The organism is Bradyrhizobium sp. Mp27 (genome assembly GCF_029953005.1).
GTDB classification, from domain to species: Bacteria; Pseudomonadota; Alphaproteobacteria; order Rhizobiales; family Xanthobacteraceae; genus Bradyrhizobium; species Bradyrhizobium barranii.
The window spans coordinates 116,228-131,193 of record NZ_JASAUS010000006.1; the positions used below are offsets into that span (position 1 = coordinate 116,228).

14 protein-coding genes are annotated in these 14,966 nt (G+C 65.1%); 8 read left to right on the plus strand and 6 right to left on the minus strand.

Annotated features, from left to right (window positions below; genetic code table 11):
• Window positions 1-102 precede the first annotated feature (102 nt).
• Genes dusB through ntrC form a run of 3 tightly spaced genes read left to right on the plus strand, consistent with a single transcriptional unit; the run spans window position 103 to window position 3,728 of the window.
• Complete coding sequence (gene dusB, locus QJT78_RS06465; protein WP_028147562.1) at window positions 103-1,104, plus strand: tRNA dihydrouridine synthase DusB; 1,002 nt, start codon at window positions 103-105, stop codon at window positions 1,102-1,104.
• Entirely contained in the window at window positions 1,101-2,276 is a 1,176-nt protein-coding gene (locus QJT78_RS06470; protein WP_028147561.1) for a nitrogen regulation protein NR(II), read from the plus strand. Before dusB ends, QJT78_RS06470 begins: the two co-directional genes overlap by 4 nt.
• Before the next feature lie 9 nt (window positions 2,277-2,285).
• Window positions 2,286-3,728, plus strand: coding sequence for a nitrogen regulation protein NR(I) (ntrC, locus tag QJT78_RS06475; protein ID WP_028147560.1), 1,443 nt, complete (start codon window positions 2,286-2,288; stop codon window positions 3,726-3,728).
• A gap of 167 nt (window positions 3,729-3,895) precedes the next feature.
• Here ntrC and QJT78_RS06480 read toward each other — a convergent pair whose 3' ends face one another.
• Window positions 3,896-4,180, minus strand: a complete 285-nt coding sequence (locus QJT78_RS06480; protein ID WP_212480355.1) for a histidine kinase — start codon at window positions 4,178-4,180, stop codon at window positions 3,896-3,898.
• Window positions 4,181-4,225: 45 nt separating this feature from the next.
• Here QJT78_RS06480 and QJT78_RS06485 point away from each other — a divergent pair, with 45 nt between their 5' ends.
• The 4 genes from QJT78_RS06485 to hflX all read left to right on the plus strand — a co-directional run bounded on the left by QJT78_RS06485 (window position 4,226) and on the right by hflX (window position 9,892).
• On the plus strand, window positions 4,226-6,613 hold the full coding sequence (locus tag QJT78_RS06485; protein ID WP_038942901.1) for a PAS domain-containing sensor histidine kinase: 2,388 nt from the start codon (window positions 4,226-4,228) through the stop codon (window positions 6,611-6,613).
• Window positions 6,614-6,630: 17 nt separating this feature from the next.
• Window positions 6,631-8,001, plus strand: a complete 1,371-nt coding sequence (locus tag QJT78_RS06490; protein ID WP_014495332.1) for a sigma-54 dependent transcriptional regulator — start codon at window positions 6,631-6,633, stop codon at window positions 7,999-8,001.
• Between the two features lie 248 nt (window positions 8,002-8,249).
• Window positions 8,250-8,498 carry an RNA chaperone Hfq gene (hfq, locus tag QJT78_RS06495; protein WP_007591126.1) on the plus strand — a complete coding sequence of 83 codons (249 nt, stop codon included), beginning with the start codon at window positions 8,250-8,252 and terminating at the stop codon, window positions 8,496-8,498.
• A gap of 11 nt (window positions 8,499-8,509) precedes the next feature.
• Complete coding sequence (gene hflX, locus QJT78_RS06500; RefSeq protein ID WP_028147558.1) at window positions 8,510-9,892, plus strand: GTPase HflX; 1,383 nt, start codon at window positions 8,510-8,512, stop codon at window positions 9,890-9,892.
• A 178-nt stretch (window positions 9,893-10,070) separates the two neighbouring features.
• Here hflX and QJT78_RS06505 read toward each other — a convergent pair whose 3' ends face one another.
• Complete coding sequence (locus tag QJT78_RS06505; protein ID WP_028147557.1) at window positions 10,071-11,093, minus strand: DUF2278 family protein; 1,023 nt, start codon at window positions 11,091-11,093, stop codon at window positions 10,071-10,073.
• A gap of 193 nt (window positions 11,094-11,286) precedes the next feature.
• Window positions 11,287-12,141 carry a nucleoside triphosphate pyrophosphohydrolase gene (gene mazG / locus QJT78_RS06510; RefSeq protein WP_028147556.1) on the minus strand — a complete coding sequence of 285 codons (855 nt, stop codon included), beginning with the start codon at window positions 12,139-12,141 and terminating at the stop codon, window positions 11,287-11,289.
• 137 nt (window positions 12,142-12,278) lie between these two features.
• Between mazG and queC the strand changes: the two genes are divergently transcribed.
• Entirely contained in the window at window positions 12,279-12,995 is a 717-nt protein-coding gene (gene queC, locus QJT78_RS06515; RefSeq protein ID WP_038942900.1) for a 7-cyano-7-deazaguanine synthase QueC, read from the plus strand.
• 243 nt (window positions 12,996-13,238) lie between these two features.
• Here the strand turns inward: queC and QJT78_RS06520 are convergent, their stop codons facing one another.
• Genes QJT78_RS06520 through nthA form a run of 3 tightly spaced genes read right to left on the minus strand, consistent with a single transcriptional unit; the run spans window position 13,239 to window position 14,895 of the window.
• Window positions 13,239-13,616 (minus strand): nitrile hydratase accessory protein, encoded by a 378-nt coding sequence (locus QJT78_RS06520; RefSeq protein WP_212480353.1) that lies wholly within the window; start codon window positions 13,614-13,616, stop codon window positions 13,239-13,241.
• A complete protein-coding gene (gene nthB / locus QJT78_RS06525) occupies window positions 13,616-14,275 on the minus strand; it encodes a nitrile hydratase subunit beta (RefSeq protein ID WP_028147553.1) in 660 nt (219 codons plus the stop codon). Before nthB ends, QJT78_RS06520 begins: the two co-directional genes overlap by 1 nt.
• Window positions 14,272-14,895, minus strand: a complete 624-nt coding sequence (nthA, locus tag QJT78_RS06530; protein WP_028147552.1) for a nitrile hydratase subunit alpha — start codon at window positions 14,893-14,895, stop codon at window positions 14,272-14,274. The genes nthB and nthA overlap by 4 nt, the downstream gene beginning before the upstream one ends.
• Between the last annotated feature and the right edge of the window lie 71 nt (window positions 14,896-14,966).

Genomic DNA, 14,966 nt, shown 5'->3' on the forward strand with positions numbered 1-14,966 from the left:
GCACAAGAATTGTGCGCAAGATAGGTCATGGCAGGCGCGATGAGGCCCTGCCTACGCAACGAGACCCCTGTGACCGGCTCGGCAGTATCAGGCTCTAAGCCGTTGAAAATTGGCGATATCGAGGTCGCCACCCCGGTCTTCCTGGCGCCGATGTCGGGGGTCACCGACTCGCCCGTCCGCCGGCTTGCCGCCGAGCTCGGGGCCGGTCTGGTCGTGTCCGAAATGACCGCCAGCGATGAGCTCGCGAATGGCCACAAGATGTCTCGGTTGCGCTGCGAAGCGACCGGGATCGGGCCTCATGTGGTCCAGCTCGCCGGCTGCGAGGCGCACTGGATGGCCGAAGGGGCCCGGATCGCGGAAGCCGGAGGCGCCGACATCATCGACATCAACATGGGCTGTCCGGCCCGGCACGTCACCGGCGGCCAGTCCGGCTCCGCCCTGATGCGCGATCTCGACCATGCCGTCAGCCTGATCGATGCGACGATTGCGGCGGTGAAGGTGCCGGTGACCCTGAAGATGCGGCTCGGCTGGGACGATCACACCCGCAACGCGCCGGAATTGGCGCGGCGTGCGGAAGCCGCCGGCATCAAGCTCGTCACCGTGCACGGCCGCACCCGCTGCCAGTTCTACAAGGGCGAGGCCGATTGGGATGCGATCCGCGCGGTGCGCGAAGCGATCTCCGTTCCGCTCGTCGTCAATGGCGACATCACCACTTACGAGAAGGCGCTCGCGGCGTTGGAGGCCTCCGGCGCCGATGCCGTGATGATCGGCCGCGGCGCGCAGGGGCAGCCCTGGTTGCCCGGCGAGATCGGCCGGCGCCTGAAGGGCGGGGCGGTCGAAGCCGCGCCGTCGCTCGAGACCCAGCTGCATTATGTCCGTACGCTCTATGAGGGCGTCTGCGCGCTCTACGGCCTGCGCATCGGCCTCCGGCACGCGCGCAAACATCTCGGCTGGGCGCTCGACGTCGCGGCCGATGTGAGCCGTGCGCCGGCCGAGAAGCTGAAAGCCTGGCGCCAGAAGATTCTCACCTCCGAGGATCCGCGCCTCGTCCACCAGTCGCTGCAAGATGCCTTCGACGATTTCGCATGGAGCGCTGCTGCATGAGCTCAGTTGCTGACCATCGCCGGCCGCTTCCGTCCGAGAGCGATGCGATCCTGGATGCGCTGCCCAATCCCGTGCTCATGATCGGGCCGGACGGCAAGATCGTCGCCGCCAACATTGCGACCGAAGCCTTCTTCGACATCTCGACGCAGTTCCTGAAGCGGCAGTCGCTGAAGGAGCTGGTGCCGTTCGGCAGCCCCTTGCTGGCGCTGATCGACCAGGTTCGTTCGTCGAACTCGCCGGTCAACGAATACAAGGTCGATCTGGGCACGCCGCGCATGGGCGGCGACCGCCAGGTCGATCTGCATGTCGCCCCGCTGACGGAGCGGCCCGGGCATATCGTGGTGATGCTCCAGGAGCGCTCCATCGCCGACAAGATGGACCGCCAGCTCACCCATCGCAGCGCCGCGCGCTCGGTGATCGCGCTGGCCGCCATGCTCGCGCATGAGATCAAGAATCCGCTCTCCGGCATCCGCGGCGCGGCGCAGCTGCTGGAGCAGCAGGCCTCGTCCGAGGACCGCATGCTGACGCGGCTGATCTGCGACGAGGCCGACCGCATCGTGACGCTGGTCGACCGCATGGAGGTGTTCGGCGACGAACGTCCCGTGGTGCGCGGTCCCGTCAACATCCATTCCGTGCTCGATCACGTGAAGCGACTGGCGCAGTCGGGCTTTGCCCGCAACATCCGCTTCATCGAGGATTATGATCCTTCGCTGCCACCGGTCCTGGCGAACCAGGATCAGCTCGTCCAGGTGTTCCTCAACCTCGTGAAGAACGCCGCCGAAGCGCTGATCGACGTCCCCGACGCCGAGATCCAGCTCACCACCGCGTTCCGTCCCGGCGTGCGCCTGTCAGTCCCCGGTCAAAAATCCCGTGTATCGCTGCCGCTTGAGTTCTGCGTGAAGGACAACGGACCAGGCGTGCCGGACGATCTTCTGCCCAACCTGTTCGATCCCTTCGTGACCACCAAGCAGACCGGCTCGGGTCTTGGCCTGGCGCTGGTCGCAAAGATCATCGGAGATCACGGGGGCATCATCGAATGCGAGTCTCAGCCGCGCAAGACCACCTTCCGCGTGCTGATGCCGATGTATTCCACATCGGTCAAACATGCCGATCAAAGCAGCCGCGACGGCTCTGCCGGGAAGTCGTCGTCTGCATCACAGGGGGCGAAATGAGGATTAACGATGCCCGCAGGTAGCATTCTCGTTGCTGATGACGACACCGCCATCCGCACGGTTCTCAATCAGGCGCTATCCCGCGCCGGCTATGAAGTCCGGCTTACCGGCAATGCCGCAACGCTGTGGCGCTGGGTCAGCCAGGGGGAGGGCGATCTCGTCATCACCGACGTGGTGATGCCGGACGAGAACGCCTTCGACCTGCTGCCGCGGATCAAGAAGATGCGGCCGAATCTGCCCGTCATCGTCATGAGCGCGCAGAACACGTTCATGACCGCGATCCGCGCCTCCGAACGCGGGGCATACGAATATCTGCCAAAGCCCTTCGACCTGAAGGAGCTGATCGCCATCGTCGGCCGTGCGCTGGCCGAGCCAAAGGAACGGGTCTCGACGCCGGACGAGGACGCCGAGATGGAGGCGATCCCGCTGGTCGGCCGCTCGCCGGCGATGCAGGAAATCTACCGCGTGCTGGCGCGTCTGATGCAGACCGACCTCACCGTGATGATCACGGGCGAGTCCGGCACCGGCAAGGAGCTGGTGGCGCGCGCGCTGCACGATTACGGCAAGCGCCGCAACGGCCCATTCGTCGCGGTCAACATGGCGGCGATCCCGCGTGACCTCATCGAGTCCGAACTGTTCGGCCACGAGCGCGGCGCCTTCACCGGCGCCAACACCCGCGCCTCGGGCCGGTTCGAGCAGGCCGAGGGCGGCACGCTGTTCCTGGACGAGATCGGCGACATGCCGATGGAGGCGCAGACCCGCCTGCTGCGCGTGCTCCAGCAGGGCGAATACACCACCGTCGGCGGCCGCACCCCGATCAAGACCGACGTGCGGATCGTCGCGGCGTCCAACAAGGACCTGCGCGTCCTGATCCAGCAGGGCCTGTTCCGCGAAGATCTGTTCTTCCGCCTCAACGTCGTGCCGCTGCGGCTGCCTCCCTTGCGCGAGCGCATCGAAGACCTGCCGGACCTCGTGCGGCACTTCTTCACGCTGGCCGAGAAGGACGGCCTGCCGCCGAAGAAGCTCGATGCGCTGGCGCTGGAGCGGATGAAGCAGCACCGCTGGCCCGGCAACGTGCGCGAGCTCGAGAATCTCGCCCGGCGCCTCGCCGCGCTCTATCCGCAGGACGTGATCACCGGCTCCGTCATCGACGGCGAGCTCGCGCCGCCCACGGTCAGCCCGGGCGCCGCGGTCCAGCAGGGCGTCGACAATCTCGGCGGCGCCGTGGAGGCCTATCTTTCCTCGCACTTCCAGGGCTTCCCGAACGGTGTGCCGCCGCCGGGCCTCTATCACCGCATCCTCAAGGAGATCGAGGTGCCGCTGCTCACGGCCGCGCTCGCCGCCACCCGCGGCAACCAGATCCGCGCCGCCGATTTGCTCGGCCTCAACCGCAACACGCTGCGGAAGAAGATCCGGGATCTCGATATCCAGGTGTATCGGAGCGGGGGCTAGTCTTCCCGAACGGACGGTGGCTCAGCTCCCCCTACCAAAGCGGAGCTGAGCCTGTCCGGATCGCGCTGGCCGTTGTGGCTGGCGCGATGAGCAAAAGTCCGAATCGGGCCGAAACGTTCCGCTGGAACGTATGAATTGTTATTCAACCGCAGGGCGCTGCGTCGCGCTCATCTGATCAGCCGCCCCGAAGCCGGCTGGGCGCTGGCGACATTCGCCAGCGGCTGCTGCACCCCGAGACCGTTGACCAGGAGGTCGGCGGCTACGATCAGCAGCAGCACGGCCGACACCATCATCGCGAGAAAGAACCTGTCCATGGCGGTCAAGCCGCAGGGGCGGGAATCCGTTCCCGCAAGCGAGGTTTGCCAGAACAGCGGCCTGTGGATGCGCCGGTCCGTCGCGGCGAGGGCGCCGCGGAATTGTCGCAATTCGGCAACAATGTGGTACGAATACATCAGTATCCGCCCGCCGCGGACCCCGTTTTCAGCACCATTGCCGGAATGACCAGCGCAGATACCTCGGCCGCACACTTCGACACGGCCCCAGCGGAAGAGCCCCGGCGTTGGTCGGTGCGACGCTGGCTGGCACCCCTTGCCGTGGCGATGGCGTTGCTGTCGGCCCTCCTGACCTTCCTAGTCCTGACCGGTCTCACGAGGATCGAGCCGACGCCGGAGGTGGTCCGCTCGTTCTATCTGATCAATGCGGCCACGATCCTGCTGCTGGTCGGCATCATCGTCCGCGAGCTCTGGCAGCTGATCCTGGCGCGTCGGCGGGGCCGGGCGGCGGCGCGCCTCCATGTCCAGATCGTCAGCCTGTTCTCGATCGTGGCGGTGCTGCCGGCGGTGCTGGTCGCCGTCGTAGCCAACGTCACCATCGAGCGTGGCCTCGACCGGCTGTTTTCCGGTCCGACCAAGGAGGTGATCCAGAATTCGTTGACGATCGCGCGGGCCTACATGCAGGACCACGCGCAGCTGATCCGCGGCGATATTCTCGGCATGGCCAATGACATCGCCCACGCCCGGCCGCTCTACGACCAGGACCGCCGCTCGTTCCGCGAGCTGCTGACCGCCAGCGCCGGCTCCCGCAACCTGCCGGGCGCGATGATCATCGACAAGAACACCAATATCCTGGAATCGGCCGACACCGGCATGCGGCTCGCTTATTCGCCGCCGGCGCCGGACTTCCTCAGTAACGTCAACGAATCCGAGCCCGAGATCGCGGTGCTGCCGGATGCGAGCTTCGTCGCCGCCGTGATCCGCCTGCGCGCCTTCAGCGACACCTTCCTTTATGTCGCGCGGCCGCTCGATCCGAACGTGGTCAACCAGCTCAAGCAGACCGAGGTCAGCGTCGCCGAATACGCCCAGATCGAGTCGCGCCGGCTCGGCATCCAGGTCGCCCTCGCGCTGATGTTCGCGGTGATCGCGCTCACCATCCTGATGGCCTCGGTGCTGATCGGCCTCAACTTCGCCAACTCGCTGGTGGCCCCGATCCGGCGGCTGATGAACGCGGCCCACACGGTCTCGACCGGCGACCTCCATGTGAAGGTGCCCGTGCATCAGTCGGAAGGCGACCTTGCCCAGCTGGGTGAGACCTTCAACAAGATGACGCAGGAATTGCGCAGCCAGCGCGACGAGCTCGTCAACGCCAGCGATCTCATCGACAGCCGCCGCCGCTTCATCGAGGCCGTGCTGTCCTCGGCGAGCGCCGGCATCATCGGCGTCGACAATTCGGGCAGCGTCGGCATCCTCAACCGCTCCGCCGAGAAGCTGATTGGGCACTCCGAAGCCGAGACGCTCGGCCATCCGCTCTCCGACGTGCTGCCCGAGCTCGAAGAGATGATGAAGACGGCGCGGGAAGGGACCCAGCGCCTGGTACAGGGCCAGATCACGATCACGCGCGACGGCACCGAGCGCAACCTGTCGGTCCGCGTCAGCGCCGAGAAGGCCAGCCAGCCGCACGACAGCTACATCATCACGCTCGACGACATCACCGAGCTGGTCTCGGCGCAGCGCACCTCGGCCTGGGGCGACGTCGCGCGCCGCATCGCGCATGAGATCAAGAATCCGCTGACGCCGATCCAGCTCTCGGCCGAGCGCATCCGCCGCAAGTTCGGCAAGGACATCACCGAGACCAAGGACAAGCAGATCTTCGAGCAGTGCACCGACACCATCGTGCGCCAGGTCGATGATATCCGCCGCATGGTCGACGAGTTCTCGCGTTTCGCACGGATGCCGAAGCCGGTGATGGAGGGCGAGGACGTCGCCGACACCGTGCGGCAGGCGGTGTTCCTGATGAAGGTCGCCCATCCCGAGATCGATATCGAGGCCGAATTCAAGGAAGATCCGCTGCGCGCCCAGTTCGACCGGCGGCTGATCTCGCAGGCGGTCACCAACATCGTCAAGAACGCCACCGAGGCGATCGAGCAGGTGCCGCCGGAGGAGCTCGGCAAGGATTACGGCAAGGGCCGCATCGACGTCGTGGTCTCGCGCGAGGGCGAGGACGTGCTGATCGACGTCATCGACAACGGCATCGGCCTGCCCAAGGTCGCGCGCTCGCGCCTCCTCGAGCCTTATGTGACGACGCGGGCCAAGGGCACCGGCCTTGGCTTGGCGATCGTCGGCCGCGTGCTCGAAGACCATGGCGGGCGTATCGAGCTGAAGGACGCTTCCGACTTCCGCGAGGGCCAGCGCGGCGCGTGGATGCGGATGCGCTTTGCGATCTCCGGTGCCCCCGCGAAGAGCGAGGGGACCGTGCAGGCATCGCCGGCCGCAAACGCGGTCACGGACATCGCCAAGCCCCCCGAAACAAAACAGCCGGCCGCCGAAACCAAAGAGCCGGCTGAAATGACCAATGATTCAACGAAGATCGAAGCCTCAACAGGCATCTGACAAGACAGGCGCGAACCATGGCAAGTGAAATTCTGATTGTCGATGATGAGGCCGATATTCGCGATCTCGTCGCGGGCATTCTCGAAGACGAGGGCTTCGTGACCCGGACCGCCCGCGACAGCGATACGGCGCTTGCCGAGATCGCCAATCGCAGGCCGCATCTGGTGTTTCTCGACATCTGGCTCCAGGGCTCCAAGCTCGACGGCTTGCAGCTGCTGGAGCAGGTCAAGAAGGACAATGCCGATCTGCCGGTCGTGATGATCTCCGGCCACGGCAACATCGAGACCGCGGTCGCCGCGATCAAGCGCGGCGCCTACGACTTCATCGAGAAGCCGTTCAAGGCCGACCGGCTGATCCTGGTCGCGAACAGAGCGCTGGAGAACTCGCGGCTCAAGCGCGAGGTCAAGGAGCTGAAACAGCTCGCGCCGAGCGCAAGCTCGCTCGTTGGCCGCTCGCCGAGCATGAACCAGCTGCGCCAGACCATCGACCGCGCAGCCAAGGCCAACAGCCGCATCCTGATCGTCGGCCCGGCCGGCGCCGGCAAGGAGCTGACCGCGCGCACGCTGCATACGGCCTCGGGTCGCGCCGATGGTCCGTTCGTCGTGATCAATGCCGCCGCGATCACGCCGGAGCGCATGGAGCACGAGATGTTCGGCGTCGAACAGTCCAATGGCGAGCAGCCGCGCAAGCCCGGCGCGCTCGAGGAGGCCCATGGCGGCACGCTGTTCATCGACGAGATCGCGGACATGCCGCGCGAAACCCAGAACAAGATCTTGCGCGTGCTGGTCGAGCAGTCGTTCCAGCGCGTCGGCGGCACCGCCAAGGTGCAGGTCGACGTCCGCATCATCTCCTCCACCGCGCGAAATCTCGAAGAGGAGATCGCGGCCGGCCATTTCCGCGAAGACCTCTATCATCGGCTCTCGGTAGTGCCGATCCGCGTGCCCGCGCTCTCGGAGCGGCGCGAGGACATTCCGGAATTGATCGACTATTTCATGGAGCAGATCTCGGCCGGCAGCGGCTTGCCCAAGCGGCAGATCGGGCAGGACGCGATGGCGGTGCTGCAATCGCATGTCTGGCCCGGCAACGTGCGCCAGCTCCGCAACAACGTTGAGAGAGTCATGATTCTGGCCGCAGGCGGACCGGAGGTGATCATCACCGCCGACATGCTGCCGCAGGACGTCGGCTCGATGGTGCCGGCGATGCCGACCAGCAACAATGGCGAGCACATCATGGGGCTGCCGCTGCGCGAAGCGCGCGAAGTGTTCGAGCGCGACTATTTGATTGCACAGATCAGCCGTTTTTCAGGAAATATTTCTCGCACGGCTGAGTTTGTTGGCATGGAACGTTCGGCGTTGCACCGGAAGCTGAAGGCGCTCGGCGTTGGCTGAGACCGCGACGTCGCGGCCGCAGTTCAGGGATTAGCGAGGAAAATCATCGATTTCCGTAGTTTTTCGGGGCAATTGGGCGTGGCCTGCCGCGTGAAGCGGCTTGCCTAATAACCCGTCCTGTCCTCTAATCGAACCGCTGTTCCTCCGAGGGGGATCTCATGAGGAATAGCAACCGGAAGAGGCCCCGAATGTCACAAAGAGGGCCGCAACCGGCGCAATAAAAAGAAACTCAAAGCGAGAAAAAAACAATGGCGGCAGACCGCGCACAAAACCTACAGGACACCTTCCTCAATCACGTTCGCAAAACCAAGACGCCACTGACGATCTTTCTGGTCAACGGAGTGAAGCTCCAGGGCATCGTGACCTGGTTCGACAATTTCTGTTTGCTGCTTCGGCGCGACGGTCACTCGCAGCTTGTCTACAAGCATGCGATCTCGACCATCATGCCGGGCGCTCCGATCCAGTTGTTCGAAGGCGGCGAGGATCAGCCGGCTTGAGAGTGATCTGATTGGAACCCCGGAATTTCGACGGGGAGGCTGACCGTCCGCGGTCGGCAGGGGCGAAGCAGACGGGGCGGGTGCTTGTCATCGGCCCCTACTTGCGTGCGCGCGCGGGCGGTGCCGACACGCAATCGGAAAACCATGTTCAGCGTGACGCGGAAGCCCGGCTCGATGAGGCCGCCGGCCTCGCGCGGGCGATCGACCTCGTCATTGCCGACGCCATCATCGCGCCGATCAGCCAGATCCGCCCCGCGACCTATATCGGCAAGGGCAAGGTCGAGGAGATCGCCGCGCTGGCCAAGAGCCTCGACGTCGAGCTCGTGGTGATGGATTGCGCGCTGGCGCCGATCCAGCAGCGCAATCTCGAGAAGGAGTTGCACGCCAAGGTGCTCGACCGCACCGGCCTCATCCTGGAGATCTTCGGCCGCCGCGCAAAGACCAAGGAAGGCTCGCTCCAGGTCGAGCTTGCGCATCTCAACTACCAGCGCTCGCGCCTCGTCCGCTCCTGGACCCATCTCGAACGTCAGCGCGGCGGCTTCGGCTTCATGGGCGGTCCCGGCGAGACGCAGATCGAGGCCGACCGCCGCCTGATCCAGGAGCGCATCTCGAAACTCGAGGGCGAGCTGAAGAAGGTGCAGGCGACGCGGCGGCTGCATCGCGCCGGACGCCAGCGCGTGCCGTATCGCGTCGTCGCGCTGGTCGGCTACACCAATGCCGGCAAGTCGACGCTATTCAACCGCCTGACCCGCGCCGACGTTCAGGCCGCCGACATGCTGTTCGCCACACTCGATCCGACCCTGCGCGCGCTCACTTTGCCACATGGCGGCAAGGCGATGCTGTCCGACACCGTCGGCTTCATTTCCAACCTGCCGACCCAGCTCGTCGCCGCCTTCCGCGCAACGCTGGAGGAGGTGCTGGAAGCCGACGTCATCCTGCACGTGCGCGACATCTCGCACGAGGATGCCGAGGCCCAGCAGAGCGACGTCGACGCCGTGCTGCGCCAGCTCGGCATCAACCCCGACGATTCCGGCCGCATCATCGAGGTCTGGAACAAGATCGACCGTTACGATGCCGAACAGCGCGAAGAGCTTTTGAACATCGCCGCGCGCCGGCCGGAGGATCATCCGGCGATGCTGGTGTCAGCCGTGTCAGGCGAGGGGATCGACGCTCTGCTTGCGGCGATCGAGGAACGGCTCGCCGCAAAACGCACCACGCTCGATCTCTCCATCGACGCCGCCGATGGTGCCGGCATCAGCTGGCTGCATCGAAATGCGGAGGTGCTGGCCAAAGAGCTGCACGACGGCCGCTTCGACATGACGGTGCGGGTCGACGAGACCAAGCGCGATATCGTGGTGAACCGGTTCGATGCCGTGCCGCGTCTGTCGGCGTAAGGCGGACAATTATAGCGCGACCTCGTAGCCCGGATGGAGCGAAGCGAAATCCGGGAAATCGCGACACGATGCGCCCCGGATTGCGCTGCGCTCCATCCGGGCTACGCACTTTCCGCGTAAGCCGACGACAGCGAGTTAGCGCGGACTTCCCTGCGTGCCTCTGACGCCTTGCGGCTCATCAGAACGGAATGGTCAGGCCCGGATTCTTCGCTTGCGCCTTGGTATAGGCGACGCCGTGGATCTTGATCCCGCGCTCGTCCAGCAGCGAAATGATGCCGCCCTGGTTCGACAATTCCATCGGCTTCTGCACGACGACGGCGAGCGTGCCCCCGGCCTCGATCTTCCCTGACAGGACCATCTTGTTCTTCTGCTTGTCGGCCAGCATCCAGCCGGTGAGATCGATGTCGCGATCGGCCGTATTGAGCAGCGTGACGACTTCCCGCTCGGGCGTCTTCACGGCGTTGACGAGTGCTGCGATGATGCGCACGAGTCCGTCAGGCATTTGCCCGGTCGGAGGAGCGGTCGGATCTGGCGGCTGTGTCGGCGCGCCGAGATCGATGGGGGCACCGGTCTTGTCGTCGGTGTGCCAGGCCTGCGTCTGGAATTTGAGGAAGACCGCCGTCCATAGCTTCTGATCCGGGAATTCGAACACCAGCCCGCCGTCTTGCCATGGCCCGTTGTCGCCCGAGAACCTTCCGATCGGATTTCCCTGATTCATATGGATGTCGTGAATGCCGCGCCCCGGCCGGAAGCCGAAATAATTGTCCGCCTTGGTCTCCGGCCCCCATGTCTCACCGAATGCGTACACCATCGCGCTTTCGTTGGAGAGCGCGCGCTGGACGAACTGGTCGAGCTTCTCGTTGAGGTCATTGTCGGGTCCGGGCACCGACAGCTGCAGCGGGATCATCTCCTGGGGCTGCATCAGATTGCCGCGAATGAAGTCCAGCGCGATGCTGGCCGGCTTCGGCGGCTGCGGGTGCAGGCCCTCCGGTAGCGCCGCGAGATGATCGGTGATCGGATGGACAAAGTGCGATCGCACCAGGAACTCGACTTCGCTTCCGTCGCCTGACTGCACATTGACGGCGATGCGGAAATCCGCGTTGTCGGCCACGACATGGACTTGATAGTGCGGCGACTGGCCGGTGCCGAAACGCATTGCGATCGGGCGTCCCTTGAGGACCGAATAGTGCTTTAATGGCATCGCACTCACCTGAGGTCGGATTTCGGCTGCGCGGGCTCCGTCGCTCAACTTTAGACTGCTTGTCGTGACGGTTTCATGGCTTGACTGCAATCCGCCATGACCGCCTCGCTGCATTCGGGAAAAGATGCTGACCTATGTCTCCTTCGCGACCGCTTCGATCCTTGCGGGTACGCCGATGGAGCGGGCCACGACGCTAGCGGCGGGCCTGCGAGCGAGTCTCTGATACCGGTTTCGCCTCACTCTTCGCCGCATTCCACAGCGCGTCCATCTCCGCCAGCGACGCCTGCTCGAGCGTCCGGCCCTGCGCCTCGAGCGCGCGCTCGATGAAGGCGAAGCGCCGCTCGAATTTCGCGTTGGTCGCGCGGAGTGCACTTTCCGGATCGGCATCGACATGGCGGGCGAGGTTGACCAGCGCAAACATCAGATCGCCGGTCTCTTCCGCCAGCCCCTCGCTGTCGTTGCGGTCGAGCGCCGCCTCGATCTCGTCGGCTTCTTCGCGGATTTTCGCCAGCACCGCGCGCGGGTCGTTCCAGTCGAAGCCGACGGTCGAGGCCTTGCGCTGGAGCTCCATCGCACGCGTCAACGCGGGCTGGCCGGCCTTGACACCCGAGAGTAACGACTTGTGCGTCGGCGTTTCCTCCGGCGGCCGGCGCGCCGCACGTTCGGCTTTCTCCTCGGCCTTGATGCGGTCCCAGACCTCCTTGACGTGGGAGGCGGCGAGATTGCCGTCCTTGTCGGCGAAGACATGAGGATGGCGCCGGATCATCTTGCGGGTGATGGCTTCCACGACGTCGCCGAAGGCAAAGGCATTCTGCTCCGAAGCCATCTGGGCGTGAAACACGACCTGGAGCAGGAGGTCGCCGAGCTCCTCTCTGAGATCGTCGAGATCGCCGCGGCTGATGGCCTCGACCACCTCATAGGCCTCCTCGATCGTGTAGGGCGCGATCGTCGCAAAATCCTGCTCGAGGTCCCAGGGGCAGCCGGTCACCGGCGTACGCAGCGCCGCCATGATCTCGATCAGGCGGGAAATGTCACGGGAAGGGGTCATTGCGGGGCAGTCTCCTGGCTCCAAAGCCTTATGCCAAAAGCGGCCCGCCGTTCCCAGCGCGGCGCGGCGGAACAGGCCGATTTCCACCGATTGGCGGCAGATTGGCGAGCAGCGCCCGCAGTGCTAAAGCGCGGGCCATGAGTGACGCATTTTCATCACAAACCGCCTTGGTGCTGTTTTCCGGCGGCCAGGATTCCACGACCTGCCTCGCCTGGGCGCTCAGCCGCTTTGCGCGCGTGGAGACGCTGGGGTTCGAGTATGGCCAGCGCCATGCCATCGAGCTTGCCTGCCGCGACCGGCTGTTCGACGGCATCAAGGGCCTGCGCGCAGACTGGGCCGCAAGGCTCGGCGAGAGCCACACGCTGTCGATCCCGACGCTGGCGGCCGTGTCCGAGACGGCGCTGACGCGCGACGTCGCGATCGCGATGGGCGCCGACGGTCTGCCGAACACGTTCGTGCCCGGCCGCAATCTGGTGTTCCTGACGTTTGCCGCGGCGCTCGCCTACCGGCGCGGCATCACCCACATCGTCGGCGGCATGTGCGAGACCGATTATTCCGGCTATCCCGATTGCCGCGACGACACCATCCGCGCCATGCAGGCCGCGCTCTCGCTCGGCATGGCCAGACAATTCGAGCTGCATACGCCGCTGATGTGGATCGACAAGGCGGCAACGTGGAAGCTCGCCCACGACCTCGGCGGCGCAGGACTGGTCGATCTCATCCGCGAGCACTCGCACACCTGCTATCTCGGCGAACGCGGCGCGCAGCATGAGTGGGGCTTCGGGTGCGGCGAGTGCCCGGCGTGCAGTTTGCGGGCGAAGGGGTGGCGGAAGTTTGCGGCGAGGCGCAAATAGCGCTCCAATCTCCGCCGTCATCGCCCGCGAAAGCGGGCGATCCGGTATTCCAGAGAAGGTGCTTGAGCCGAGAAGCCGCGGCGTACTGGGTCGCCCGGTCAAGCCGGGCGACGACGGAGGAGAGAGCTTGCGCCCTCTCAACGTCGTCATTGCGAGGAGCGAAGCGAAGAAGCAATCCAGACTGTCACCGCGGAGAGATACTGGATTGCTTCGCTGCGCTCGCAACGACGGGTGAGGCAAGACCTACCGAAAATCTTCTTCCCGCAGCTCGATCGGCTTACCGTGCGGCGTACGATCCGCGGCGTGGTCCCAGGCGTCGCGGTAGCGGTGCAGCGTCTCCGTCGATGCGACGCCCTTGCTTGCGACCAAACATTCCAGCGTGGCGAGCCAGTGCAGGTAATAGGTCTCGCCCGTATCAGGATCGCCGGCGGCTTGCGCGCGCTTGATCTCGGAGGCCAAGGCTGCGGCCCATTCCGGCCAGGTGAACACACCGCGCTCGTGCAGCGTCAGCGCCATCGCAAACGCATGCGCTTCCCAGGGCGCGCGGAACACCGGACCGTCGTCATCGCGCGGAATGCTCGGAATGGCCGCCGTCGCGGCGGCCGCAGCCGTGCTGCTCATCACGCCGGGTCCAGATAAGGTTCGAAGGCGTCGATCGACACCTTCAAGGTCGGATCACCGTCTGCGCCCCAGAGATCGCGGCCCTCGAAGACGACCGTGTAAAGCCATTGCGGATTTTCGCCGAGCTCCATCGCCGCCGAATCCGGAAATACGTGGCAGCCGTGGTTCAGCTCGACGACACCGACATGGCCGCGCACATAGCGCGGCAGCCGCGTATGCGTGGTCGGATGAATGTTCCTGGCGCGGACGCGGTCGCCGATGTTGAATTTTGCCGGCGCCGGAGCAGAGCGGGCGAACTTGCCGCGCACCATGACGCGCTCGACATTGGCGAGGTCGAACTTGCCGTGCTTGAGCGCCTTTGCAGGCTGCATCGCGTGGCCGGCAGCGACCTCCTCCCGGGTCAGGTATCCCTTCTCGATCAGCATCTCCTCGAGCCCGAGAAACCATTTCTTGTAGTAGGAGCTCGACAGATAGACGTGCGGCGGCAGCGTCTCGCGATAGAAGCGTGAGGTGTCGATGTTGAACGCGCCCGCCGCGCCCATCGCGCGCACCATGGCGAGAACACGCGATTCCCACTCCTCGTGAAACATCGGCTCGTTCGGCTCGGCCTCGACCTTGCCGAACCCGTCCATGCCGCCCATGTCGTGCACGCCGTTCACGAGGGCGCTCCAGGCGTCTTTGGAAAGCCGGTGCCGATCATGGAATCGCGCGTAACAAGCTCGGCGAGCTGCTCCTCATTCCAGCCTTCGGTGCCCGCGGGACGCATCGGCAGCACCAGGAAGCGGGTCTCGGCGGTGGAATCCCACACTCGGATTTCCATCTCCTTGGGCAACGTGACGTCGAAATCGGCGAGCACGCCGCGCGGGTCCTTCACCGCGCGCGAGCGATAGGGCGCGGCCTTGTACCAGACCGGCGGCAGCCCCAGCATCTCCCAGGGGTAGCAGGAGCACAGCGTGCACACGACCATGTTGTGTCGCTCCGGCGTATTCTCGACCACGACGAGATGGTCGCCGACGCGGCTGACATGGCCGAGCGTGCCGATGGCCTTCGAGCCATCCTCCAGCAGCGCCTTTTTGAACGCAGGATCGGTCCAGGCCTTGGCGACGACGCGCGCGCCATTGTGCGGCCCGATCCTGGTCTCATAGGCCTGGATGATGGCGTCGAGCGCGGCCGGCTCGACATAGCCTTTTTCTGTCAAGATCGTCTCGAGCGCGCGCACGCGCAGCTCGGTCTCCGACAGCTCGGAATGGTCGTGATGATGGTCGTGATCGTGGCTCATGGCGCAAAGATAGGCGCAATGGTCCCTGCCTGTCGAGTATGCGCTGGGGCGCAACCGGGTCCCATATTCGT